We start from the raw sequence: 24,801 nt of genomic DNA, 5'->3' as shown, positions 1-24,801 counted from the left end.
CATAGCCTTTTGATCGGCAATTGAGTAGAATCGCCGTCCATTTTTCGGACAATGTGCACGCAGCGTTGCCGCGTGCCGCTATAAGGTAAACCATCGGTGAGCAGCGATCTATCACACATTCGTAACTTCAGTATCATAGCCCACATTGATCATGGCAAATCCACCTTAGCCGATCGTTTTATTCAAGTCTGTGGTGGCTTGGAAGACCGTGATATGTCGGAGCAAGTGCTCGACAGCATGGACATTGAGCGGGAGCGCGGCATTACCATCAAGGCGCAGAGCGTCACGCTCAACTACACCGCGCGCGATGGCAAAACCTATCAGTTGAATTTCATTGATACGCCGGGCCATGTGGATTTCAGCTATGAAGTATCGCGTTCGTTGGCGGCGTGCGAAGGTGCGCTGTTGGTGGTAGACGCCGCACAAGGCGTTGAAGCTCAGTCGGTGGCGAACTGCTACACCGCGTTGGATCAAAACCTCGAAGTTATCCCCATCTTGAACAAGATGGACTTGCCGCAGGCCGAGCCGGAAAAAGTGGCTCGAGAGATTGAAGAAATTATTGGCATTGAAGCGACCGACGCCGTGCGCTGTTCAGCCAAGTCCGGCTTGGGTGTTGAAGATGTTCTGGAAGAGTTGGTGCGTCGTATACCGCCACCGGTCGGCGATACCGACGCTCATTTGCAGGCTTTGATCATTGATTCCTGGTTCGACAATTATTTGGGCGTTGTGTCTCTGGTACGGATTCGCCAAGGTAGCTTGAAGAAAGGCGACAAAGTACTGATCAAGAGTACCGGTCGCACGCATTTGGTCGACAATTTGGGTATTTTTACACCGAAACGTACGCCAACCAGTGAGTTAAAAGCCGGAGAAGTCGGTTACATCTGTACCGGCATCAAAGACATCCATGGTGCGCCGGTTGGCGATACCATCACGTCGGCTAAAACACCCGATGTCGCCCAATTACCGGGTTTCAAGAAAGTGAAACCGCAGGTATACGCCGGACTATTCCCGATCAGCTCGGACGATTACGAAGACTTCCGTGATGCCTTGGAAAAGTTGAGCCTGAACGATGCCTCCTTGTTTTACGAACCGGAAAGTTCAGACGCATTAGGTTTCGGTTTTCGCTGTGGTTTCCTCGGCATGCTGCACATGGAAATCATTCAAGAACGCTTGGAGCGTGAATACGATATCGATTTGATCACCACGGCGCCGACGGTGGTGTATGAGATCGTGAAAAACAATGGCGATGTCGTGTACGTCGATAACCCGTCGAAGCTGCCGGATTTGGGCAGTATTGAAGAGATTCGTGAGCCCATCGTGCGTGCCAGTATTCTGGTGCCACAGGAATATCTGGGCAACGTGATTACCTTGTGTACGGAAAAACGTGGCATTCAAGTCAATATGTTGTTTACCGGCAGTCAGGTCAGTGTGGTCTATGACATGCCGATGAACGAAGTGGTGATGGATTTCTTTGACCGCCTCAAGTCCGCCACGCGCGGTTTTGCTTCGCTAGATTTCGCGTTTGAACGCTACGAGGCGGCCCCGATGGTGCGCTTGGATATTCTGGTGAATGGTGATCGGGTGGATGCGTTGGCGGTCATCATGCACCGTGATCAGATTCAAAACCGGGGCCGTAACCTGTGCGAAAAAATGAAAGAACTGATTCCACGGCAGATGTTTGATGTCGCTATTCAGGCCGCCATCGGGCGGCAAGTGGTCGCCCGTACAACGGTTAAAGCCTTACGCAAGAACGTGACGGCGAAATGTTATGGCGGCGATGTATCGCGCAAGAAGAAATTGTTAGAACGCCAGAAAGAAGGGAAAAAGCGCATGAAGCAGGTCGGTAACGTGGAAATACCACAGGACGCCTTCCTTGCCGTGCTCAAAACCGATTAATGTGAGGGTTTCTTGTGTTTGGATGGATAGCCTGGGCGCTGGCCCTGTTGGTGGTTGTGTGGTTGGTGGATACCTTTTGGCTGGATCGTCGGCGTTTAAAAGCAGCGGCCGAGGGGCTTAATCAGGGTGATGCCAAGGTGGAACAGATTACACCGCTGCTGACGTATTCGGCCGGGCGCAAGTTGCTCTATACCGTTGGTGCGCCGCTGATTGTCTTGTTAATTTATACCGCCATTCGGGAAAACAAAGATCTGGCGCTGTTACTGATTCTCGGCACCTTGTTTGCCGGTCTGGTGGCCTTGGCTGATCGCTTTTTGCTCCGACCTATCCGCCTGCAAATTGCTGAAGCAGCGCACGATGAGAGCGTGCAAGAGAAGGCACTGACCGATAACAGTATGGTGGAGTACGCGAAAAGCTTCTTTCCTGTGTTGGCGTTGGTGGTGGTGTTGCGTTCGTTCCTGTTTGAACCGTACCAAATTCCTTCCGGCTCAATGCGACCGAACCTGGTGGTGGGCGACTTCCTGATCGTGAACAAATTTTCTTACGGTTTTCGCTTGCCGATCCTGAAGACACAACTCACGGATTTTGGGGCACCCGAAGCCGGTGACATCATTGTGTTTACGCCGCCACACCAAACCTATCAAAATTACATCAAGCGGGTGATCGCCACAGGTGGCGATCGGGTGCAGTACGATTATCGAACGAAGGAATTGCGAATTAATGGGGAACCCATTCCGCGCACCCTGATTGATACTTATGTGGAAAATGGCCGTCGTATTGCGCGCTTTGAAGAAACCCTGAACGGGCAAACCTATGAGGTCTATCAAATCACCAACATGAGTGTGCCCAATCTGTTGCCCTTGGATGTGATCGTGCCGGAAGGGCATTACTTTATGGTGGGTGACAACCGCGATGACTCGTTGGATTCGCGCTTTTGGCAGCAACAGTATGGCACCAGTCCGTTCGTAGAGCGGCGGGAAATTCAGGGCAAAGCGGTACTGCGCTGGATGTACTGGCCATCTCTGCTATCCTTACCCTCATTCAGTCGGGCTGGCTTGCTACACTGATTACAAGCCTAGGCCCATACATGGCTATGGGCCGCCTTGACGGCGTTAAATGGCATATCGGTATGGCTTTACCGTTGTGTTCGATGTCGCAATACCTTTAAGAGACTGTGCAGTGACCACCGGAACTACCCTATCTGATCAAGATGTCACCCGCCTTCAGCAACGTTTGAATTATCGTTTTGTCCGCCGGGAATTGTTGGCCTTGGCTTTAACGCATCGTAGCGTGGGGGCGCAGAACAACGAACGCTTGGAATTTATTGGCGACGCCATTTTAAATTGCACCATCGCGCAAGCGCTTTATCAGCAATTTCCCAAGGCGAATGAGGGCGAATTGAGTCGTTTTCGGGCGGCCTTGGTAAAAGGCGATACGCTGGCCGAATTAGCCCGCGAGTTCGATCTTGGCCCGTTTTTGCAACTGGGTACGGGCGAGATGCGCAGTGGCGGGCATCGCCGTTCGTCCATCTTGGCGGATACCGTAGAGGCCTTGATCGGAGCCATTTCACTGGACGCCGATATGCCTACCGCGCAAGCCCGGGTAATGGCTTGGTGGCAGCCGCGTTTGGCCGCACTCGACCCGGATCTGGTTTTGAAGGACCCTAAAACCCGCCTGCAAGAATACCTGCAAAGCCAGAATGAGCCATTGCCGCAGTATGAGGTTTCGGCCATTACCGGGCAGGCGCACAATCAACAGTTCACGGTGCAATGTACAACAAGTATGTTGCCAGAGCCGACCACCGCAACCGACAGCAGCCGCCGCGGCGCGGAGCAGGCAGCGGCGCGGCATGCCCTTCAACGTTTAGGCCAAAAAGTATGAGCACTGACATTAACCCAACAACGCGGTGTGGTTACGTTGCCATTGTGGGTCGTCCCAATGTGGGCAAATCCACCTTAATGAATCACTTGTTGGGGCAGAAAATCAGCATCACCTCACGCAAGCCGCAAACCACCCGGCACAGCATCGTGGGGATTCTTACCGAAGTTGAGACGCAGGTGATCTTTGTCGATACGCCGGGGATACACCAAAACGCGGCCAAAGCCATCAACCAGTATATGAACCGTTCAGCCTTGCAAGCTTTGCAAGACGTTGATCTGGTGCTGTTCGTGGTGGATCGTACCCATTGGACGGCGGAAGACGATCTGGTATTGCAGCATTTGGAGCGCGTAAAAGTGCCCGTGGCCTTGGTGCTCAACAAGGTTGATCAGATCGACGACAAAAGCAGCTTGTTACCGCGTATTCAAACTTTAAGCGAACGGCGTGAATTTGCTGCGATCTTCGCGATTTCCGCGCTGAAAGGTCAAAAAGTAGACGATTTGAAGCATTATCTGCTGGATAACATGCCGAGCAACGATTTCTTTTTTCCGGAAGATCAAATCACCGATCGTTCCGAGCGCTTTCTGGCTGCGGAAATTGTACGCGAAAAGTTAATGCGTAATCTGGGTGAGGAATTACCTTACGAATTAACGGTGGAAATAGAAGATTTTGGTTTTCAAGATCACGTCCTGCACATTCATGCCTTGATTCTGGTCGAGCGAGAAGGCCAGAAGAAAATTGTTATTGGTGAAAAAGGTGAGAAGTTAAAGCGCATCGGTACGGATGCGCGGAAAGATTTGGAGCTTCTGCTCGATACCAAAGTTATGCTCAACCTCTGGGTGAAGGTCAAGTCCGGGTGGTCGGACGATGAACGCGCCCTGCGCAGCCTAGGGTATCGGGATTAATGCTGGGCGTGCCGCCGGTCAATGCGTTTGTCTTGCAGCGCACGCCCTACCGTGAAAACAGCCTGCTACTGCGACTTTTTATGCCTGAGTACGGGCAAACCATGGCCGTATGGCGGGGTACAGCAACCACTCACCTGTATCAGCCTTATCATTTTACCCTTGCGATCAAGGACGACTGGGCCACCGTGCGCTCGGTTGAACTGGCCGGTAAGGTATTGCATCTGCGTGGTCCAAGCCTCTATATGGCGCTCTATCTGAACGAATTGCTGGGGTTGTTGTTGCCCCGCTGGGCACCGGCTACCGAGTTGTTTGGCGCCTACTACGCTACGCTGCGGCGTTTGGAAGCCGGTGAGGCCACCGAGCCGCTGTTGCGTTTTTTTGAGCGTCGTTTGCTGGAGCAGTTGGGCGTGGGTATCGATTTTCAGCGCGATACCGCAGGGCACACCATCCTGTCGGATACGCGCTATGATTTTGATGGCCGAAACGGTTTTGTGCCGATGGCGGAAGGGTCGTTTTCAGGCGCTCAGTTAGCGGCCGTAGAACACAACCAGTGGCAGGTGCCAGGCGCATTGTTGGCCGCCAAACGCCTGTTCCGTGCCGCCTTAGCGGTGCAACTCGATGGTAAGCCTTTGCGCTCGCGGGCCTATGTGTCGCCGCTGAGCACGGGCGACCATTCGCCACGCGCAGACACCACCACCCCGGAATGGAAAGCAGCATTGTGATTGTAGGTATTGGCACGGACATCATTCGAATCCAGCGCATGGACGAGGTACTGGCGCGCCATGGCAACCGTATTGTCGAACGGATATTGACGCCGGACGAGCAGGCCGACTTTGCCCAGCGTGCGGACCCGGGTCGCTTTTTAGCGAAACGTTGGGCAGCCAAAGAAGCCGCGGCGAAAGCGTTGGGAACAGGCATTCGTGGCGCCATTGGTTTTCGCAGTTTCTCGGTTCGGCACGACGACCTCGGTAAGCCGGAGTTGCAATGCTTGGATGGCGCCGCTGAACGGCTCGCTGCCTTGGGCGGCAGTCAGTGCTGGCTCACCCTGTCGGATGAAGCGGAATACGCCGTAGCCTTCGTTGTGCTGTCAAGATGAGGCGAAGAACGGTTGCCAGTCGCGGTGCGTGCTCCACCATTCCACCTCAGCCATGGCTTCCAACACACGGTTTAACGCAGCCGGTACTTCGGAACATTGCGTATTCTTAAGGTTAACTTCCAGCTCGCGTACCGCTTGTTCTAACACCGGCACCCCGCAGTAGCGCGTTAACCCGTGTAATGCATGTACGCGATCAAGCAAGGCAGAACGTGCTTTGTCGGCATGCAACTGTGCTAACTCGGTGCGGTCGGCTTGAATCTGTTCCAGCAGCCCTTGAAACATGTCCCGTGCCAGATCAGGCTTATTACCCGCTCGTCGCAGGGCCAGCGTAATGTCCACGGGACCGGATTCGTCAGGGCTCTTTGCTGCTCTCACTGTCTTGTCTGTCGCCGTGCTCACCGACATTGACGGTGCAGAACCGACTGCAGGTCCAGCGTCAAGGGTGGGCGGTGCGGTCAGCGGCACCAGCTCAACGCCTGTCCACTGAAATACGGCGTTCAGTAGTTGGGCTTCATCAATCGGTTTGGTGATGTAGTCGTCGAAGCCCGAATGGCGTAAACGTTCCTCTTCTTCCGGTAAGGCATGTGCGGTCAGTGCAATCACGGGCAGATGTTCGTCCGGGCGCTCATGACGACGAATTTCTTTGGTGGCGGTAATGCCATCCATCACCGGCATTTGAATGTCCATAAACACCAAGTCGAAACTTTGTTGACTGATACAGGCCATCGCCTGCGCGCCGTCTTCCGCTTCGCTTGGGGTAATCCCGTAGTCGCCGAGCAAGGCGGTCAGGAGTTTGCGGTTCGTGGCGTTATCGTCCACCACCAGAATGCGCGGTTGATTGTTGGCCGGGGGTGTCTCAGTGTTCAGCTCGGGCAGGGCGCGTCCGAGCAACTCCGTACAAATAGCGTACAGTCGACTGTATCGGATGGGTTTGGCGCTGTGCACGTCCACCAGGGGGGCAATATCGTTCAGCTCGGCGCGGATTTCGTTGTGGCGCGTGAGTAAAACAATAGGGATTCCGTGCCGTTGGCATTGTTGCGCGGCCCGGCGCAAACGGTCCGGATGTTGGGCGTCGCACGTCAGTATTGCCAGCCGTGGGCGCTGTTCGGAGGCACTCAGTGCTTGTTCGTCCGAGAGTACGGTCAAATCATGCACCACCATGCCCCATTGCTCCAAACGGTGGCCCAATACCGTACGGGATAACTCATGAGGCTCTAAAACGAGAACATGGCTGCCCGCGAGCAAGGTATCGGCAGGCTGTGCGGCAATGGCCTGATGGTCAATGTCGAGGTCCAGCGTGAACCAGAACGTCGAGCCTTCACCCTGCACACTTTCGACGCCGATGTGTCCGTGCATTTGTTCGATCAGGCGCTGGCAAATCACCAACCCCAGACCGGTACCGCCAAAGCGCCGGGATGTCGACGCATCGGCCTGACTAAACGCACTGAATAAGCGATTTTGTTGTTCGCGGCTCATGCCCGGCCCGGTGTCCGACACACTGAAGCGCAAATGCATGGTTTGCTCTGTGGCTTGCTCCAGCATAAGGCGCACGGCCACATGCCCGGCGGTGGTGAATTTGATGGCATTTCCCACCAGATTGGTGAGCACCTGACGCAAACGCAATGGGTCGCCAAAGGCGCGCAGCGGCACATCTTCATAGACCAGAGTGACCAGTTCCAGGTCTTTGTCTTGCGCCAACGGGCCAAGCAGATCCATGACATCTTCAATTACATCGCGCAGATGCATCGGGCGCTGCTCAAGTTCGAGCTTGCCCGATTCCAATTTTAGGAAGTCGAGAATGTCATTGATGATGGTCAGCAAACTTTCCGACGACCGCTGAATGGTCTGCAAATAATCCTTTTGACGCGTGTCCAAATCCGTCTTAGCCAGCAGGCGCGCAAACCCGAGAACACCGTTCAAAGGCGTACGAATTTCATGGCTCATGTTGGCCAGAAACTGCGTTTTAGCTTCGCTGGCTTCTTGCGCTTGGCGGCGGGCGTTGCCCAGCTGGATGTTCTGAATCTCCAAGGCTTCAAGCGTCTGATGCAAATCTTGTGTGGCCTGATCGACACTCTGTTGCATATCACGTTGTGCATGTTGCAGGGAGTCCGCCATGGCATTAACACCTTCGCCCAGCCGGCGCAGTTCGCCCGAGGTCTCCAGCGCTACACGTTCGCTGTAATGCCCGTCTTTAATGGCGCGCAAGGTATCTATGGTTTGGTGGAAAGGTTGCACAATGGGCCGAATCAAGCGCAAGGCCAGCAACCAGATAAGAACCAGTCCAGCCACGGCGACCACAGCACCTAGAGTGATCAGGCGATAGTTTTCCAGTTGCACATCATTGATGGAGTAGTCCACCACCAACCAGCCCAGAAGATCTGGGTAACCTTCGGGCAATTGGTGCCGCAAGACGGTGGCGCGAATCGGAATCTCGACGCGGATCCAGGTATCCTGTATCAGCCGGTGAACCTCGCCGGGTGGCCCGGACAGCAATGGCAGTGACAACTGTGCGCCTTGCTCGACGATGGGGTTGCCGGCGGCGTCCAGCACTTTGGCGGCGCGCACAAAGGGTGCGTTGAGCAGTACCTGGCTGGTCCGTCGTAGGTACTCTTCGTCAAAATACAACAGTCCCGATTCCATCGCGGGCAGTGTGCTGGTGGTTAGGGTGTCAACTTGGGCTTGAAAGTTCAAATTCGCCCGCTCGACTGTGGTCAGGGCAAAGTAGGCGACCATGATTAAGGCAAATACAAAGGCGGGCAAGAGAGCCAGTTGTAACAGGCGGCGGGATAAACTGGAACGCATGAGGGACAGTCCTCGCCCAAGCGGAAAATAAAGTAAGTACCAAGACTAGTATGGGGCTGCGAAGGCGTCAACTGTACAGTATGGACTTTCGAGGTATGCCTCCGGCGCTCCACGGCAGGCCGGGAGTCGCGCCTTGAGGCATACCTCTACGTCCATGCAAAGAGTTCCATAAAGGTTAGAATCCAAATAATGAACTACGCCTCGTTTATAAGCTCATGACCACTGGTACTTATCGCGGCGGTGGCAGAGTGGTTATACTGGGCACTCTTCGGTATTCGCTAATGAGAGCGCTATGAGCCCAGTTGATTTGAACGTCCCCACCATAGAAGACTTGATCGGCAATACGCCCTTGGTGCGTCTGCAACGCCTGCCGGGGCAAACCACAAATTTAGTTCTGGCGAAGCTGGAAGGCAATAATCCGGCGGGTTCGGTGAAAGACCGTCCGGCCATGTCGATGATTGTTGAGGCGGAAAAGCGGGGTGATATCAAGCCGGGTGACCGGCTGATTGAAGCCACCAGCGGGAATACCGGTATTGCGCTGGCCATGGCGGCCGCCATCAAGGGCTACCGCATGCGTTTGATCATGCCCGACAACATGAGCCATGAACGCAAGGCGTCTATGGCGGCCTACGGTGCTGAGCTGGTGTTGGTGAGCAAAGAGGAGGGCATGGAAGCGGCGCGCGACATGGCCTTGGCAATGGCGAGTCGGGGTGAAGGCGTGGTGTTGAACCAGTTTGGCAATTTTGACAACCCTCTGGCGCACTATCGCGGCACTGGCCCGGAGATTTGGCAGCAAACGCAAGGCAAGGTGACCCACTTCGTCAGCTCTATGGGCACCACGGGCACCATCATGGGCACCTCACGTTACTTGAAAGAGCAAAATCCCGCGGTTCAAATTGTTGGCCTGCAACCGGCCGATGGATCGCAAATTCCGGGCATTCGTCGGTGGCCGGAGGCCTATTTACCGACCATTTTCGAACGCAGTCGGGTGGACAGTATTTTGGATGTGACCCAGCAGGAAGCGGAAGTCACCATGCGCCGTCTGGCCATGGAGGAGGGTATCTTTTGTGGCGTCTCATCGGGCGGATCCATAGCCGCTGCACTGAAGCTGTCCGAGCAGGTCGAAAATGCCGTGATCGTTGCCATTATTTGTGACCGGGGTGATCGTTATTTGTCGACCGGGGTGTTTGATTCCGCCGTTCAATAAACGAACCGTGACACAGGGTGCCACCCTTCATTGAAATATGCCGCCAACAGGCGTATGTTGCTTGCCGAAGTACGCACGTGAGGTCAGGTGCATGGTAAAAGTACGGGACGACCAACCCATTTCCATGGATGGTACGGTTAACCTCGACGCGTGGATGCAACGCATGCACGCCAAAACGGTCATCATCGACGAAGATGAATTGTTGCGTGCCTGTCGAATTGCACGGCGGGCTGAGGAAGAGGCCAAAGCGGTTGAAAATGCCTGGGTCGATGGCTACAGCAGCTTCCGTACTGGCTTGGAAATGGCCGAAATCCTGGCCGAACTCAAGATGGATCAGGAAACCCTTGAAGCCGCCATTTTGTACCGCAGCGTTCGCGAAGGAAAACTTTCCCTAGACACCGTACGAGACCAATTTGGCCCCACCGTGGGCAAGCTGGTGGAAGGTGTGCTGCGCATGGCGGCCATTCACCAGAAACATAAAGGCAGCAATAAAACTGTTTTGGGCCAAACCGGCTCACAGGCCGAGAATGTGCGCAAAATGTTGGTCGCCATGATCAACGATGTGCGGGTGGCTCTAATCAAAATCGCTGAGCGTACCTGTGCGATTCGAGCGGTAAAAGATGTCGCTGCCGCCAAGCGCTATCAGGTCGCTCGTGAAGTCTTTGATATCTACGCGCCCTTGGCGCACCGTTTGGGCATTGGTCATATTAAGTGGGAGCTGGAAGACCTGTCATTCCGCTATCTGTATCCCACGGACTACAAAAAAATTGCCAAGTTATTGGATGAGCGAAGGCTCGACCGCGAAAGCTACATCAAGAATGTGATCGCGGCTTTGAACGATAAGTTATTGGAAGCCCAAATTGAAGGCCAGGTCGATGGACGGGTAAAACACATTTACTCGATCTGGCGCAAAATGCAACGCAAGAACATCAGCTTCTCCCAAGTCTATGACATTCGTGCGGTGCGCATTCTGGTGCCCGAAGTGCGCGACTGCTACAGCGTGCTCGGTATCGTGCATTCCACGTGGCGCAATATTCCGAAAGAGTTTGACGACTACATCGCCTCGCCCAAGCCCAACGGTTACCAGTCATTGCATACGGCGGTGATTGGGCCGGAAGGCAAAGTCGTGGAAGTCCAAATCCGTACGTTTCAAATGCACGACGATGCCGAATTGGGCGTCTGTGCACATTGGCGGTATAAAGGCACCGACGTTAAACCGGCCAGCCATGGTTATGAAGAAAAAATGGCCTGGTTGCGCCAAGTGCTTGAATGGCACGATGAATTGGTGGAAGACAACGTCAGCGACGATGTCAGCCATGAAGTGACCAACGACCGTATCTATGTGCTGACCCCCGAAGGCCATATTGTCGATATGCCCGCGGGTTCTACGCCCATTGATTTCGCTTATCGGGTGCATACCGAAATTGGCCATGCGTGTCGGGGTGCTAAGGTTAACGGGCGTATGGTGCCGTTGACGCACAGCCTGCAAATCGGTGATCAGGTGGAAGTGCTCACCGGGGCCAATTCGCATCCAAGTCGGGATTGGCTAAACCCGGATTTGCATTACGTCACCTCGTCGCGTGCGCGGGCTAAAATTGCTGCGTGGTTCAAGGCACAAGATCGCGAACAAAACATCATCGATGGCAAACAGGCCCTGCAACGCGAGATCAAACGTTTCGCGTTGGACACGCCAGACTTTACCGAGCTGGCGAAAGTTCTGAACCTGCATTCTGCCGAAGACCTTTTTGCCAGCGTCGGCGCGGGCGATGTAAAACTCATGGCGGTCGTCCATGCCTTAGAGCGGCAACAGCGACCAGCGCCTGAGCTGACCAATGTGCCGGTCAGCCCCAGTAAGCAACAAGGGCCGGTGGATGATGATCTGAACATTCTGGGGGTGGGCAATCTGCTCACTACCATGGCTGGATGCTGTAAACCGGTGCCGGGGGATTCCATCGTGGGTTACATCACGGTCGGGCGCGGCGTGTCCATTCACCGTGAAGACTGTGTGAACCTGTTGCAACTGCGCTCCACCGAACCAGAGCGCATCATTGAGGTGAGCTGGGGTCAGCAGGTTAATCATGCTTATCCGGTGGATGTGGAGATTCAGGCCTACGACCGAACCGGCTTGTTGCGCGACATCATGGTGGTGTTAGCCAATGCGCAGGTCAACGTCATCGCGGCCAATACGTTGTCCGACAAGGGCAAGAGCATGGCGCGTATTCGCCTGACGGTAGAAATCGACGGTTTAGAACGCTTGGGTAAAGTACTGACCCAGATTGAAAAGCTACCCAATATTGCCGAGGCGCGGCGGGTGGCGACGAAAGCGCATTGATGCGGATGCAGCAAAAGGCGGCTGATGGAGTTTTAGGATTGTCGGGGACGCCGTAAATCCGGTCCCTGGAGGCTCGCTGCCGCCATCCTTGGCGGCAAACGCCCCGCACTCCTAAAACTCCATCAGCCGCCCGATCGCCCTTTATTACCCATTCGTCTAAAAGCACTGGATGCATGTCACGTTAAATGAGAGTGAGTGTTTTTCGTATGCACACAATCAATGATCTTATTGTTCTTATGTCCCGCTTGCGTGATCCCGCCGATGGCTGCCCGTGGGATTTGAAACAAGATTTTGCCAGCATCGTGCCGCACACCTTAGAGGAAGTTTATGAGGTGGTGGATACCATTGAACGGCAGGACTGGACACACCTGCGGGAAGAGCTGGGCGATCTGCTGTTTCAGGTGGTGTTTTACGCTCGCTTGGCCGAAGAGCAAGGGGATTTTACCTTTGCTGATGTGGTGCATGACATCACCGAAAAATTATTGCGCCGACATCCGCATGTGTTTCCTGATGGTACTTTAAGCAGCCGACGCGGTGCGGAGATGTTTTCCGAGGCGCAAATCAACGCCAACTGGGAAGCGATCAAACAAGCCGAAAAAACCAGCGCGGCAACAGCAGAACAGCCCACAAGTATTCTAGCCGATGTACCCAACGCCATGCCCGCTATTGCGCGGGCCGAAAAACTGCAAAAGAAAGCCGCGCGAGTGGGTTTTGATTGGCCCGAGTCCGCGCCGGTGTGGGATGTCGTGCACGGTGAACTGGCCGAGTTGCAAGCCGCAGCGGCGTCGGGTGATGCTGAGCATACCGAAGAAGAATTGGGCGATGTGTTGTTTTCCGTCGTCAATCTGGCGCGTCACCTTAAGGTTAACCCGGAAACCGCGCTGCGCCGTGCCAACGACAAATTCATCCGCCGATTTGGTCATATCGAGCAGTCGTTGGCGGCCGAAGGGTTGGCGATGAATGAGCAATCTCTCGATTCACTTGATGCGCTTTGGCGCGCGGCAAAGCAGGCTGAACGTGGCGAGTGAACCTGTATCGACTGTGCCGGTGGTAATTATTGGTGGTGGCCCGGCCGGGTTAATGGCTGCCGAGGTCATTGCGCAAGCCGGTTATCCTGTGCACCTGTACGACGCCATGCCCTCGGTGGGGCGCAAATTTCTGCTCGCCGGGGTAGGTGGCATGAATATTACCCACGCCGAACCCAAGGCGGATTTTGTACAACGCTATCGGGAACGGGCAGGCGCGGTTGGTGACTGGTTGCAGGACTTCGATGCCGATGCCCTGCGTGCATGGATTCATGAGTTGGGCGTGGACACCTTTGTCGGATCTTCCGGGCGCGTATTCCCGCGTGAAATGAAGGCGGCACCTTTGTTGCGCAAGTGGTTGCAACGCCTGCGCGAACTTGGGGTGCAGTTTCATGTACGCCATCGCTGGCATGGTTGGAATGAGCACGGAGCGTTGCGCTTTGAAACGCCAGAGGGAGAGCACTCGGTTACGGCCACTGCTACCATTTTGGCCTTAGGCGGGGCCAGTTGGGCGCGCTTGGGTTCCGATGGGCGCTGGGTGCCGTGGTTGCAAGCCAAACACGTTCAGGTGCAGCCGTTAAAACCGGCCAACAGCGGCTTTGACTGCGCGTGGTCTGACATAATGAAGGAGCAACATGCCGGGGCTTTCGTGAAGTCCGTCGGTATGCGTGTGGTCGATGCCGCTAGCAAAACGACACAAGAAACGCGTATAGGCGAATTTATTGTGACCGCAACGGGTGTGGAAGGCAGCTTGATTTATGCCTTCTCAGCGCCTTTGCGCGAACAGATTCTGGCCTCTGGACGGGCGCATTTAGAACTGGATTTATTGCCCGATCGCTCTGTAGCTCAAATCACGCAAGCCCTGCGCAAACCACGGGGCAAGCAATCCATGAGCAGTCATTTGCGCCGTACACTGAACCTCACCGGTGTGAAAGCAGCGTTGTCACGTGAACGCGCCGCACAGGCGTTCACCGAAGCTGACAAACTGGCACGCGCGATAAAAGCCCTGCCATTGACCTTAACGGCCACACGTCCTATTGATGAAGCCATCAGCACGGCGGGTGGCGTTGACGTTTCGGCGCTGGACGACGGGCTTATGTTAACGGCCTTGCCCGGTGTTTTTTGCGCGGGCGAAATGCTGGACTGGGAAGCACCTACGGGCGGGTACTTATTAACGGCCTGTTTCGCCAGCGGACGTCGGGCAGGCCTTGGTGCTTTGTCCTGGTTAGCTAACCGCTGAATCACTTAATAAATACAGAGTAACCGCATGTTTTCTGAAACCTTTGAACCGCGTTTTGTGGATACCGACGCACTGGGACATATTAATAACACTGCCTTGCCAATCTGGTTTGAAGGCTGCCGCACCCCCATTTTTCGTTGGTTTACACCCGATCTCGATCCGAAAAAATGGCGCATTATTCTGGCACGCTACACCATCGAATTTCATGCCGAAATTTTTTACGGCGAGCCGGTGGAAATCCGCACCGGTATCGCACGGGTGGGTGGCAGTTCGTTCGATGTGTATCAAGAAGTGTGGCAACGAGGCCACAAGTGCGCCAGCGGCACGACCGTGTTGGTGCACTTTAATCACAGCACCAAAAAGGCTGAGCCTCTGCCCGATTCAATACGCTTATTGATGCAAAATTGCGTATTCCAACCCGCTGAATCGGTATAAATGCACAATAGGCGGTTAAAAAAGTATCACCATCAGGCAAAATTGTATTGGTAAGCTCAGTCCAGAAAGCGCGTAATAGATAGCACTACAACGATAAAAAAGAGTGTGCGTTATGTTTCTTGGCCTCGATTTAGGCACCTCTGGCCTGAAGGCAATGCTGGTGGACAGTAACGGTCACGTATTAGGCTCCGTGACCCAGCCGCTGACCACGACCCGACCACACCCGCAATGGTCCGAGCAAGACCCTCATGATTGGTGGGTTGCGCTCGTGGCCGCCTGTCAGATGCTCGCTGCGGAACATGATTTAAACGCCCTGAAGGCCATTGGGCTCAGCGGACATATGCACGGCGCGGTATTGCTGGATCAAGCCGGGGATGTATTGCGCCCCTGTATTCTGTGGAACGATGGCCGGAGTGCGGCACAGTGCCGAACGTTAATGCACCGAGCCCCTAATCTACACGCTTTGTCAGGTAACTTGGCGATGCCTGGATTCACGGCACCCAAGCTGTTATGGGTAGAGGAGCATGAGCCGGAAATATTTGCCCAAACAGCCACCGTGTTGTTACCCAAGGACTATCTGCGCTACCGGCTGACTGGTGATTGTGTATCCGAAATGTCCGATGCTGCGGGCACGCTCTGGCTGAACCCCGCCACGCGGGACTGGGATGATGACCTACTGGCGGCCACGCATTTAACGCGCGCGCAGATGCCAACGCTGATTGAAGGCAGTGCTTTGAGTGGCACCGTTGCGCCTTTGGTTGCTGCTGAATTGGGTATTCCCTCAGTGCCGGTTGCGGGCGGTGGTGGTGATAACGCCGCGGGTGCGGTGGGCGTGGGCGTTACGGAACCAGGGCAGGGTTTTATTTCCCTAGGCACCTCAGGCGTGTACTTCGTGGTGAGTGACCGGCATAACTCGGCACCCGAGCATACGGTTCACGCGTTTTGCCATGCTCTGCCACGCCGTTGGCATCAAATGGGTGTGACGCTGAGTGCCGCCAGTGCCTTAAGTTGGTGGGCCGACGTGGCAGGGCAAACGGTTGAGCAGTTGTTGGCCGAGTTGGAACACAGCGAGATCACCGAAACGCCGGTGTTGTTTTTACCCTATCTGAATGGCGAACGAACGCCGCACAATGATGCCTTGGCGAGTGCACAATGGTTTGGCATGACGGGGCAGACCACAAGGGCGCATCTCACCTTGTCTATACTGGAAGGGGTAGCCTTTAGTGTCGCCGACTGTGCCGCTGCGCTGCGCAGTGCTGGAACAGAGGCTAAAGAACTGACGTTAATTGGCGGTGGTGCACGGTCGGCCCGGTGGCGTCAGATCATTGCCGATGTGTTGCAGCGTCCTTTGGATTACCGTGCGGGTGGCGAAGCGGGGCCTGCTTTGGGCGCCGCCCGATTAGCCATGTTGGCGCTGACGGGGGATGGTGAAGCGCGTATTCGTCAGGTCTGTACGCCACCGCCGGTGGTGGCACGCCATGAGCCTGATCCACATCATGTCAGTTACTACACAGCCAAGTTGGCGCGATATCGTCAGTTGTATCGTCTAACGTTGCCGCTGGAGGCCCGCCATGAGCACACGTGAACCCGAATTCGAGTTGGTACCGGAGGACGCGCATTGCATACGCTATTTGGAGCACGGTGCCGACAGTCAGTTGATCCGCTGGCATTACCATAAAGAATATGAGTTGCACCTCTTAGTCAGTACCCGGGGAAAGGCCTTTGTGGGTGATTACATTGGCCCGTTTGCGCCGGGCTGCCTGGTGCTTACCGGGCCTAATTTGCCGCACAATTGGATCACCTTGGGTGATATGGGCAGCGGCATTCGTGATCGGGTAATTAATTTTTCGCACGAATTTATGGTCAGTTTGATGCAATCCATACCGGAGGCACGTCAACTTGAAACCATGCTAGAAAGTTCCGTCTATGGCTTGCAGTTTACGCCGCATGTGACCGAACAAGTGTTGCCATTGTTTGAAGAGGTTAGCCAAAGTGAGGGCTTTTCACGGGTAGCTGCTTTTCTCAAGATCATGGCGCATTTGGCCGCGTCGAAAGCCTACACCACGTTGTCCAGCCGACGCTATAACCACCAACATGACCAAAAAACCATTGCGCACATTAATCGGGTGGTGAACTACATTACACAGAACTTTACCCAAGACATTACGCTGGAGGACGCTGCGGCCCAGCTCAATATGGGCCCGGTGGTGTTTTCCCGCTTTTTTCATCGCGCTACCGGACAGCGCTTCAAAGACGTGGTGTTGCAGCTGCGGGTGAGCAAAGCCTGCGAGTATTTGGAAATGACCGATGACCCGGTGACCAACATTTGTTTCAACGTGGGTTTTAGTAATGTGTCGAATTTCAACCGTCGGTTTCTGGCCATTAAGGGTATGACGCCCACGGAATACCGCAAGAATATCGCCCAACGTGATCGTCGGGCGCGGGAGCATATCTTGTTGTGAGGTGTCTGCACCTACAGTATGGATTCAGGGACTTTCCATTGTTCAAATAGCAATCAGCAGAAAACTTAAGTCACTATAAATCAATAGCTTACGATCAATTATGCATTTTTTGACGGCCATTTTTGGTTAAAAAAGTATCAGCATTGGGTCAAGGGGTATTGGTTGGGGTCGCAAAAAACTCCTTTAATTGTCCATGCAAACCACTGGTCGAATGATCAAAGATTAGCCGGTCAGTTCATTACAAAAACAACAAAGAGATCAACACTATGTTTAATACCAAGCCCCTGGCATTCGCCTCGGCAACCGGTTTGGCCATGCTTATTGCCGGAACCGTTGCCGCACAGACCACCATCACCATCGGTACCGTGAACAACGGTGACATGGTACGCATGGAATCACTGTCTTCGGTGTATGAGGCCGCTAACCCCGGTATCAACCTCGAATTCGTGGTGCTGGAAGAAAACGTTTTGCGTCAACGTCTGACCACCGACATCGCGGCTGGCAGTGGCCAATTCGATGTGATGACCATAGGCAGTTATGAAACCCCGATTTGGGGCGAAAATAACTGGCTGGTTCCTCTAGGTGACCGTCTGCCGGCAAGCTATGACCTGAACGATGTGTTCCCGTCCGTACGTGATGCATTGTCCGCCAACGGTGAGCTGTACGCGGTGCCGTTCTACGCTGAAAGCTCGATGACGTACTATCGCAAAGACCTGTTTGAGCAAGCAGGCCTGACCATGCCGGAAGCGCCAACATGGAGTCAAATCCGTGAATTCGCCGTCGCCTTGCATGATCCCGCACAAAACCAATACGGTGTTTGTATGCGTGGTTTGGCAGGCTGGGGTGAAAACATGGCGCTGGTGTCCACCATGGTTAATGCCTTTGGTGGTCGCTGGTTCGATATGGAGTGGGAGCCACAGTTAGAAACAGCTGAATGGAAAAATGCCATCAACTTCTACGTTGATCTGTTGGGCAACTACGGTCCTCCAGGTGCCAGCTCTAACGGCTTCAACGAAAACTTGGCCTTGTTCAACAGCGGTAACTGCGCCATGTGGTTCGATGCCACGGTAGCGGGTTCGTTTGTAACGGATCCAGCACAAAGCAGTGTGCACGATCGTGTTGGTTTTGCCGCCGCACCAAGCCAGGTAACGACCAAAGGCAGTGGTTGGTTGTGGGTATGGGCGCTGGCGATTCCAGATAGCTCACAAAACAAAGACGAAGCCGCTAAGTTCATTGCTTGGGCAACATCTAAAGAGTACTCGCAACTGGTTGCTTCACGTACCGGTATTGCCTCTGTACCTCCAGGTACCCGTCAATCGACCTACAACGATGCGTACATGAATGCAGCACCGTTCGCGCAGATGACACTGACCCAAATGGGTAAAGCTGATCCTGCGGACTCTACGCTTCTGCCTTCTCCATACACGGGTGTCCAGTTCGTCGCCATCCCACGCTTCCAAGCGTTTGGTACGACGGTTGGCCAGCAGATAGCGGGTGCTTTAGCCGGTAACTCTTCGGTCGACCAAGCCTTGCGCAATGCCCAGCAACTGGTGCGTCGTGAGATGGTTCGCGGCGGTTACATTAACTAAGCCTTTCTGATAGCCCCTGAAATCGATGGGCCTTGCCAAGTGCAAGGCCCATCTCTTCCGAAGTGGTGTGCATTATGACGACTCACAGTTACAACAGTGGCATTGCCCGTTGGTTGCTTATGCCTTCCGTGGTTTTGTTATTGATCTGGATGGCGGTTCCCCTTGCCATGACGATCTACTACTCAACCATTGATTTCAACTTGCTGATGCCCGGATTTCGTAGCTTTGTCGGCTTTGAGAACTATCAGTATTTCTTAACAGACCCCAGCTTTCTTACCGGTTTAAAGAATACCTTCGTTTTGGTGTTTTCGGTGCTGGCCATCACCATCGGCTTGGGAACCCTAATTGCCGTATTAATCGACCAGCCGTTTTATGGCCGTGGAATAGCCCGGGTTCTGCTGATTGCGCCGTTCTTCATTATGCCTACGGTCAATGCGTTGATTTGGAAAAACCTGATTTTCCATCCGGTCAACGGGTTGTCGGCATGGATCGTTAAAGTATTTGGTGGCACCCCGGTGGATTGGTTCGCCGATGCGCCCATGCTCGCAATCATCATTATCGTGAGTTGGCAGTGGTTACCCTTTGCCATCCTTATCTTGATGACGGCTTTGCAATCCATGGATCAGGAGCAAGTGGAAGCGGCAAAATTGGAAGGCGCAGGCCCAGTCAGTGTGTTTCGGCACATTGCCATTCCGCACCTCACCCGCCCTTTGATCGTGGTGGTGATGATTGAAACCATTTTCTTACTGACCATCTTTGCGGAAATTTTCACCACCACCGGTGGTGGCCCGGGTGATAGCACAACCAATTTGGCGTACCTGATTTTTGCCCAAGCCTTATTGCAGTTCGATGTCGGTATGGCCTCTGCAGGCGGTATCGTGGCGGTCATTTTGGCCAATATTGTTGCTGTCGTGTTGATCCGCGTGGTCGGCAAGACCCTAGCCAGTTAATTGGAGGTGAGCATGGACTTACATACGTCGAAACAACTTAAAATGCTCGGTGCAACCTTCATTTGCTGGTTGGTTGCGCTCCTGATCTTCTTTCCGATTTTTTGGATGGTACTGACGTCGTTTAAAACGGAATTTGAAGCCATTTCGTTACCGCCAAAATTGTTCTTTACCCCAACACTGGAGAACTATGCGCTGATTTTCGAGCGCACCGGCTATGCCCGCTTCGCGTGGAATTCCGTGGTGATCAGTGTTGGCTCGTCGTTACTGGGTATGCTGTTGGCTGTCCCAGCCGCTTATGCCATGGCGTTCTACCCTTCCAAGCGTACCAAAAGTACCTTGTTGTGGATGTTGTCGACCAAGATGTTGCCCCCGGTTGGGGTGTTGATTCCCATCTACTTGTTGTTCCGCGACTTCGCGTTGCTGGACACCAAGTTGGGCTTAACCATCATTTTCACCATGATGAACCTGCCCATTATGGTGTGGATGATTTACACCTACTTCAAAGAAATTCCGGTGGAAATCCTTGAGGCCAGTCGGATGGACGGTGCCAGCCCTCGGCAGGAAATCATGAGCGTCATCATTCCCATCAGCATGGGGGGGCTCGCGTCAAGCTTTCTCTTGGCCCTTATTCTGAGTTGGAACGAGGCGTTCTGGTCGCTCAATCTCACGGCCTCAAAAGCGGCACCCTTAACCGCGTTTATTGCTTCCTACTCCAAGCCTGAAGGGCTGTTCTGGGCCAAGTTATCGGCGGCGTCAACCCTGGCGGTCGCGCCCATCGTGATTTTCGGTTGGCTGAGTATGAAGCAGTTGGTGCGTGGCTTGACCTTTGGTGCGGTGAAATAACTTTGTGAATAACGCAGGCGGAGCCCTGGCTCCGCCTCTCGATTGGAAGGCATTATGACGGCTTTACTCGATATTTATAAGAAAAGTCTAATAGATGGAGCGTTGCCAGCGTATGACCGGAAAGCGCTGAAGGTCGGCATCGTGCATATTGGTGTCGGCGGCTTTCATCGCGCTCACCAGACGCTGTATTTGGAGAAGTACCTGCGCGCCCATCCGGATGACTTGAACTGGGGCATTCTCGGTATTGGTTTGATGCCCAATGACACGGCTTTTTTGGCCCAATTAAACCAACAGGAGGGGCTCTACACCCTGCAATTGGTTGATCAGACGCAACGGACGTATTACCCCATCGGGGTGATTAAGTCGACGCTCAGCGGTGCTGATGTTCCTGCAGGAGCGATTGCCGCCATGGCCGATCCCGCAGTGAAAATCATCAGCATGACCATCACGGAAGGTGGGTATTTGTATGATTTTGAGACTGACCAGTTTATGGCCGACCATCCTTTGGTGCGGCATGATTTAGCACCGCAAAACACCCCAAAGTGCATTCATGGTTTTTTGGCGCGTGCCTTACGGCAACGCATGCTGGATGGCGCTGGGCCGGTGACCTTGCTGTCCTGTGATAACGTGCCAGGCAACGGACAGGTATTGCAGCGTGCGCTTACGGCATTTATCGCGTTGACGGGCGACGCGGCATTATTGGCGTGGTTGGACACCCACGTCAGTTTTCCCAACTCCATGGTCGACCGTATCACGCCTATTCCAACGGCTGCCTTGCAACAGCAGGTGAAGGCGGATCTCGGGGTTGACGATTTGTGTCCGGTGTTGGGTGAGCCTTTTGGCCAATGGGTGGTGGAAGACCATTTTATTGCCGGCCGACCCGCCCTGGAAACCGTGGGCGTGGAATTCACTGACGCCGTGGAAGACTATGAAAAGCTCAAGCTGCGCATTTTGAATGGCACGCACATCCTCATCGCCCTCATCGGCTATGTGGACGGTCTGACCTATATCCATGAATGCATGGAAGACCCGTTGATTCTGCAGCGGGCTCGCGAATTGATGGACCTCGATGCGCATCCAGCGATTGAAGGTTTTTCGGATGCGGCCATCAACGATTACAAGCACTTGATTGTGCAGCGGTTCAGTAACCCCGTCACGCTCGACAGCGTTGAACGCGTGGCCTCCGATGGTTTCAACAAACTGAAAAACTACCTTATGCCGATTTTGCGCGACGGGATGAGCCGTGGTCGCATTTCGCCACTGATTTCCCTCGCGTTTGCCTGCTATGCCCGGCACCTCAAAGGCATCAACGATCGTGGGCAAGCCATTCGCGTGAATGAGCCCCGGCTCACCATGGCTGAACGGCAGACCTACAGTGACGATGTTGAAGCAATCTTGCGCTTGGAGAGCTTTTTCGGACAGGACGAAAGTGCGCAGGTAAATAGCTTTATCGCCCAAACCCAAGCGCTGTATGAGGTCATTAAAACGCATGGTGTGCGCGATGCGTTGAATAGCGCGATCAATGCGTCGTCAGAAGAGCAAAGGGTGAATTAAAAAAGCCCCAAAAAAACGCAAGGGCTCTGGTGTCTATCCCGTACTTGAGCCCGCGAGTCTGTGGTTGTTGTTTGGCGTTACCTTGCCGCGTTGAGTTCCTCGTCTCACGCGGCCTTTTTTCCGGGAGTGCAATGAACGGAAGGATTGTCCAATATAACGATAAGAATAAGGTGGATATTATGTCTAACCCAACGTGGTCAGTGGCCTTAGCCCTGATCTTGTGCCTTGGCAGCACTGTGCATGCGCAAACCCGTTTGCGCAGAGCGGCAGTGGATAATCCAGACATGCTTCTACTGTGTGATTTATTGACCCCCGACCGACGCTTCAACCTGTGCCCTATGAAGGCATTCAATACGTGGGCATTGCCGAGTTTCTTTCATTGCCGAACAGTTTGGCAAGAAAGCACTGGCTGCGGTGCAGGATGAGATCACGGTGACACAAGCGTTAGACGATGTGCAACAACTGGCCGAAGGCTTTATGGCCATACAAAGACGAAATCGTTAGGGGTATTGCTATGAAATTCTCATTGACCACCGTAGTTAAGCCTTCCATCTTGATGAAAATCGCTATGGGCTTTGGGTTGTTGGTCTTACTGATGGCATTGGCCAGCACCGTAACCATGTTCACCTCAACGCGCACCATTGAAAGCGTGAACCGGTTGACGGGCAATGCTAACCCCATTGTGTTGGCCAACAATGCGCTCGACTTGCAACTCAGCCAGCTCAGTGAGCAATTTCAACTGCATCAGAGCACCACCGACGAAGCGCAGATGCAACGGCTGGCCCGAGATATGGCGGCCAGTAAGTCGGTCATTCAGGCCGAGGCAGAGCGCGTGCATGGTTATCTGCGCAATTTACCGGATACCAGCGCCGAAGAAGCGGAGGTCGGGCGTTTTCTGGCGGTTGTCGGCACCATGAGTGCGCAGATGGACACCATGATGGCCGAACATCGAAACAGCCTGCAAGCCAATGCGTTGCTGCGTGACCAGCGGGTGGCCATCGCGGAGTTGGAGAATCAGGTGGTCACTTTATTTTCGGACCTGATCTGGTCGTTAGCTGATGATGAATCCATCATCATTGCGCTGGAATTTTACGCGTCGTTTCTGCGTGGTTTGATGATCATAAAGAATGCCGATATTGCCGACACCATGACGCTACTGGCCGAGCGCGAGCAAGAGTTTGCACAATGGATTGATAACCACAATGGGCAGTTCTTTGCCTTCACCAGCTTGGTGGTGGCCAATCCCAGTGCGCGTGAATTGGTGCAAACCGTGGATGGCATTACCAAAGGACTCATTTCCCTGACGCAGGGCGACGAGGGTGTACCTGGCCTGATCGATAATCGACGCGAGCTGATCGCCGTCATTGAACGCTACGAAGAAGGTCTGGCAAGTCTTAACAGCGAGCTGGTGGAAGCCAAGTCTGCGCTGGCGGCGTTGAATCAGTTTGCCTCGCGGTTTGCCGAATTTACCGATGCACAGGTCTCGGACAACCTACGGTTGACAGTACGGTTGTCGGCGGCCTCGCTGGGTGTTTCCGCTGTGCTGGGTTTGCTGGTATCGTGGCTCATTATTCGCAGCATCCGCGGCCCGATGACGCGCGTTAGGCAAGCCCTAAAAGCATTGGCAGCCGGCGATTTATCGCATGCTATCCATGACCACAGTACGGATGAGATGGGCGAGTTGTCACGGTCGGTCGAACAGGTGCGACAATCCTTGTTGGATATGATCAGCCACATTCGGCAAAAATCGGATGAGCTGCAGCAAATGGCGCAAGCCAGCCATGCGATGGCAACCAGTGCGCGTGACCAAGCCGCGGCACAAAGCCAGGAAACCGATATGATATCGACATCGATGCAAGAAATGGCGTCTACCGTACATGAGGTAGCCCGAGCCACCGAAACCGGTATGGCGCAGGCGGAATCGGCGATGGAAGAAATCAACCAAACGGTGGAGACCATCGACCAGAATCTCGATGCCTTAACCGGATTGCGCGATCAAATGGTGGATGCGGTGGCGTTTACAGAGCAATTGGCCGAGCGCATGAGCAGTATTGAAGCGATGTCCGATGTCATTCGCAGCATTGCCGAACAGACCAACTTACTGGCCTTGAACGCCGCGATAGAAGCGGCTCGGGCGGGTGATCACGGGCGGGGTTTTGCGGTGGTCGCGGATGAGGTGCGGACGTTGGCGAGTCGTACGCAGGCCTCTACGACTGAGATACGCTCAACCATTGACGGCCTGCTGCAAGGGCATCAGGAGCTGGCCGCTACCATGCAAGTGAGTCGACAAGGGGTGATAGACACGCACGGCGTATCGGAAGCGGCTAATACGTCGATTAAAGCGTTCCGGGAGCGCATGGAGTCGATTCAAGATATTAGCCGCCAAATCAATGTGACCGCCACCGAACAAGGCTCAACGGCCGAGGACATCAGCCAGCGGTTGACTCGAGTGGCCGATATTGCCCGTGACAACGAAACTAGCGCCGAGCAGGCGACCGAGGCTAACGAGGCGATGAGTCACCTTGCGGAGGAGCTGGAAGCCTTGGTTGGCCGGTTTCAGATTAACAACACCGCGGGGTAAGGTAAC

General features: G+C 54.2%; 20 protein-coding genes. 19 read left to right on the top strand and 1 reads right to left on the bottom strand.

The window, feature by feature from the left end:
- Positions 1 to 96: 96 nt before the first annotated feature.
- The 6 genes from lepA (at position 97) to acpS (ending at position 5,775) form a co-directional block, all read left to right on the top strand.
- On the top strand, positions 97 to 1,896 hold the full coding sequence (gene lepA / locus ACFOSD_RS13790; RefSeq protein WP_380697475.1) for a translation elongation factor 4: 1,800 nt from the start codon (positions 97 to 99) through the stop codon (positions 1,894 to 1,896).
- A 14-nt stretch (positions 1,897 to 1,910) separates the two neighbouring features.
- A complete protein-coding gene (lepB, locus tag ACFOSD_RS13785; protein ID WP_380697471.1) occupies positions 1,911 to 2,963 on the top strand; it encodes a signal peptidase I in 1,053 nt (350 codons plus the stop codon).
- Between the two features lie 112 nt (positions 2,964 to 3,075).
- Complete coding sequence (rnc, locus tag ACFOSD_RS13780) at positions 3,076 to 3,777, top strand: ribonuclease III (RefSeq protein WP_380697468.1); 702 nt, start codon at positions 3,076 to 3,078, stop codon at positions 3,775 to 3,777.
- Entirely contained in the window at positions 3,774 to 4,679 is a 906-nt protein-coding gene (gene era / locus ACFOSD_RS13775; protein WP_380697464.1) for a GTPase Era, read from the top strand. The genes rnc and era overlap by 4 nt, the downstream gene beginning before the upstream one ends.
- Positions 4,679 to 5,401, top strand: a complete 723-nt coding sequence (recO, locus tag ACFOSD_RS13770) for a DNA repair protein RecO (protein WP_380697461.1) — start codon at positions 4,679 to 4,681, stop codon at positions 5,399 to 5,401. The genes era and recO overlap by 1 nt, the downstream gene beginning before the upstream one ends.
- A complete protein-coding gene (acpS, locus tag ACFOSD_RS13765; RefSeq protein WP_380697458.1) occupies positions 5,398 to 5,775 on the top strand; it encodes a holo-ACP synthase in 378 nt (125 codons plus the stop codon). Before recO ends, acpS begins: the two co-directional genes overlap by 4 nt.
- On the opposite strand, the gene ACFOSD_RS13760 is transcribed toward acpS, so the two are convergent.
- Positions 5,767 to 8,577 (bottom strand): response regulator, encoded by a 2,811-nt coding sequence (locus ACFOSD_RS13760; RefSeq protein WP_380697455.1) that lies wholly within the window; start codon positions 8,575 to 8,577, stop codon positions 5,767 to 5,769. The two genes, acpS and ACFOSD_RS13760, sit on opposite strands and share 9 nt — an antisense overlap.
- 292 nt (positions 8,578 to 8,869) lie before the next feature.
- Between ACFOSD_RS13760 and cysM the strand changes: the two genes are divergently transcribed.
- The 13 genes from cysM (at position 8,870) to ACFOSD_RS13695 (ending at position 24,795) form a co-directional block, all read left to right on the top strand.
- Complete coding sequence (gene cysM, locus ACFOSD_RS13755) at positions 8,870 to 9,784, top strand: cysteine synthase CysM (protein WP_380697452.1); 915 nt, start codon at positions 8,870 to 8,872, stop codon at positions 9,782 to 9,784.
- 91 nt (positions 9,785 to 9,875) lie between these two features.
- Positions 9,876 to 12,116 carry a GTP diphosphokinase gene (gene relA / locus ACFOSD_RS13750; RefSeq protein ID WP_380697449.1) on the top strand — a complete coding sequence of 747 codons (2,241 nt, stop codon included), beginning with the start codon at positions 9,876 to 9,878 and terminating at the stop codon, positions 12,114 to 12,116.
- A 206-nt stretch (positions 12,117 to 12,322) separates the two neighbouring features.
- Entirely contained in the window at positions 12,323 to 13,144 is an 822-nt protein-coding gene (mazG, locus tag ACFOSD_RS13745; RefSeq protein ID WP_380697446.1) for a nucleoside triphosphate pyrophosphohydrolase, read from the top strand.
- A complete protein-coding gene (locus tag ACFOSD_RS13740) occupies positions 13,077 to 14,381 on the top strand; it encodes a TIGR03862 family flavoprotein (protein WP_380697443.1) in 1,305 nt (434 codons plus the stop codon). Before mazG ends, ACFOSD_RS13740 begins: the two co-directional genes overlap by 68 nt.
- 27 nt (positions 14,382 to 14,408) lie before the next feature.
- Positions 14,409 to 14,816: an acyl-CoA thioesterase gene (locus ACFOSD_RS13735; protein ID WP_380697440.1), complete on the top strand. Its 408-nt coding sequence runs from the start codon at positions 14,409 to 14,411 to the stop codon at positions 14,814 to 14,816.
- A gap of 112 nt (positions 14,817 to 14,928) precedes the next feature.
- Entirely contained in the window at positions 14,929 to 16,401 is a 1,473-nt protein-coding gene (gene xylB, locus ACFOSD_RS13730; RefSeq protein WP_380697437.1) for a xylulokinase, read from the top strand.
- Positions 16,388 to 17,278 carry a helix-turn-helix domain-containing protein gene (locus ACFOSD_RS13725; RefSeq protein ID WP_380697434.1) on the top strand — a complete coding sequence of 297 codons (891 nt, stop codon included), beginning with the start codon at positions 16,388 to 16,390 and terminating at the stop codon, positions 17,276 to 17,278. Before xylB ends, ACFOSD_RS13725 begins: the two co-directional genes overlap by 14 nt.
- A 266-nt stretch (positions 17,279 to 17,544) precedes the next feature.
- Complete coding sequence (locus ACFOSD_RS13720; RefSeq protein WP_380697431.1) at positions 17,545 to 18,867, top strand: ABC transporter substrate-binding protein; 1,323 nt, start codon at positions 17,545 to 17,547, stop codon at positions 18,865 to 18,867.
- A gap of 74 nt (positions 18,868 to 18,941) precedes the next feature.
- Positions 18,942 to 19,817 (top strand): carbohydrate ABC transporter permease, encoded by an 876-nt coding sequence (locus ACFOSD_RS13715; protein WP_380697428.1) that lies wholly within the window; start codon positions 18,942 to 18,944, stop codon positions 19,815 to 19,817.
- A 12-nt stretch (positions 19,818 to 19,829) separates the two neighbouring features.
- A complete protein-coding gene (locus tag ACFOSD_RS13710) occupies positions 19,830 to 20,660 on the top strand; it encodes a carbohydrate ABC transporter permease (protein ID WP_380697425.1) in 831 nt (276 codons plus the stop codon).
- 54 nt (positions 20,661 to 20,714) lie between these two features.
- Entirely contained in the window at positions 20,715 to 22,214 is a 1,500-nt protein-coding gene (locus ACFOSD_RS13705; protein WP_380697422.1) for a mannitol dehydrogenase family protein, read from the top strand.
- A gap of 179 nt (positions 22,215 to 22,393) precedes the next feature.
- Positions 22,394 to 22,639 (top strand): hypothetical protein, encoded by a 246-nt coding sequence (locus ACFOSD_RS13700; RefSeq protein ID WP_380697419.1) that lies wholly within the window; start codon positions 22,394 to 22,396, stop codon positions 22,637 to 22,639.
- Positions 22,640 to 22,728: 89 nt separating this feature from the next.
- Positions 22,729 to 24,795: a methyl-accepting chemotaxis protein gene (locus tag ACFOSD_RS13695; RefSeq protein ID WP_380697416.1), complete on the top strand. Its 2,067-nt coding sequence runs from the start codon at positions 22,729 to 22,731 to the stop codon at positions 24,793 to 24,795.
- Positions 24,796 to 24,801: the final 6 nt, after the last annotated feature.

The sequence above is a fragment of the Salinispirillum marinum genome (genome assembly GCF_042650105.1).
In the GTDB taxonomy this organism is placed as follows: Bacteria; Pseudomonadota; Gammaproteobacteria; order Pseudomonadales; family Natronospirillaceae; genus Salinispirillum; species Salinispirillum marinum.
This window is presented reverse-complemented; position numbering and strand designations above follow the sequence as displayed.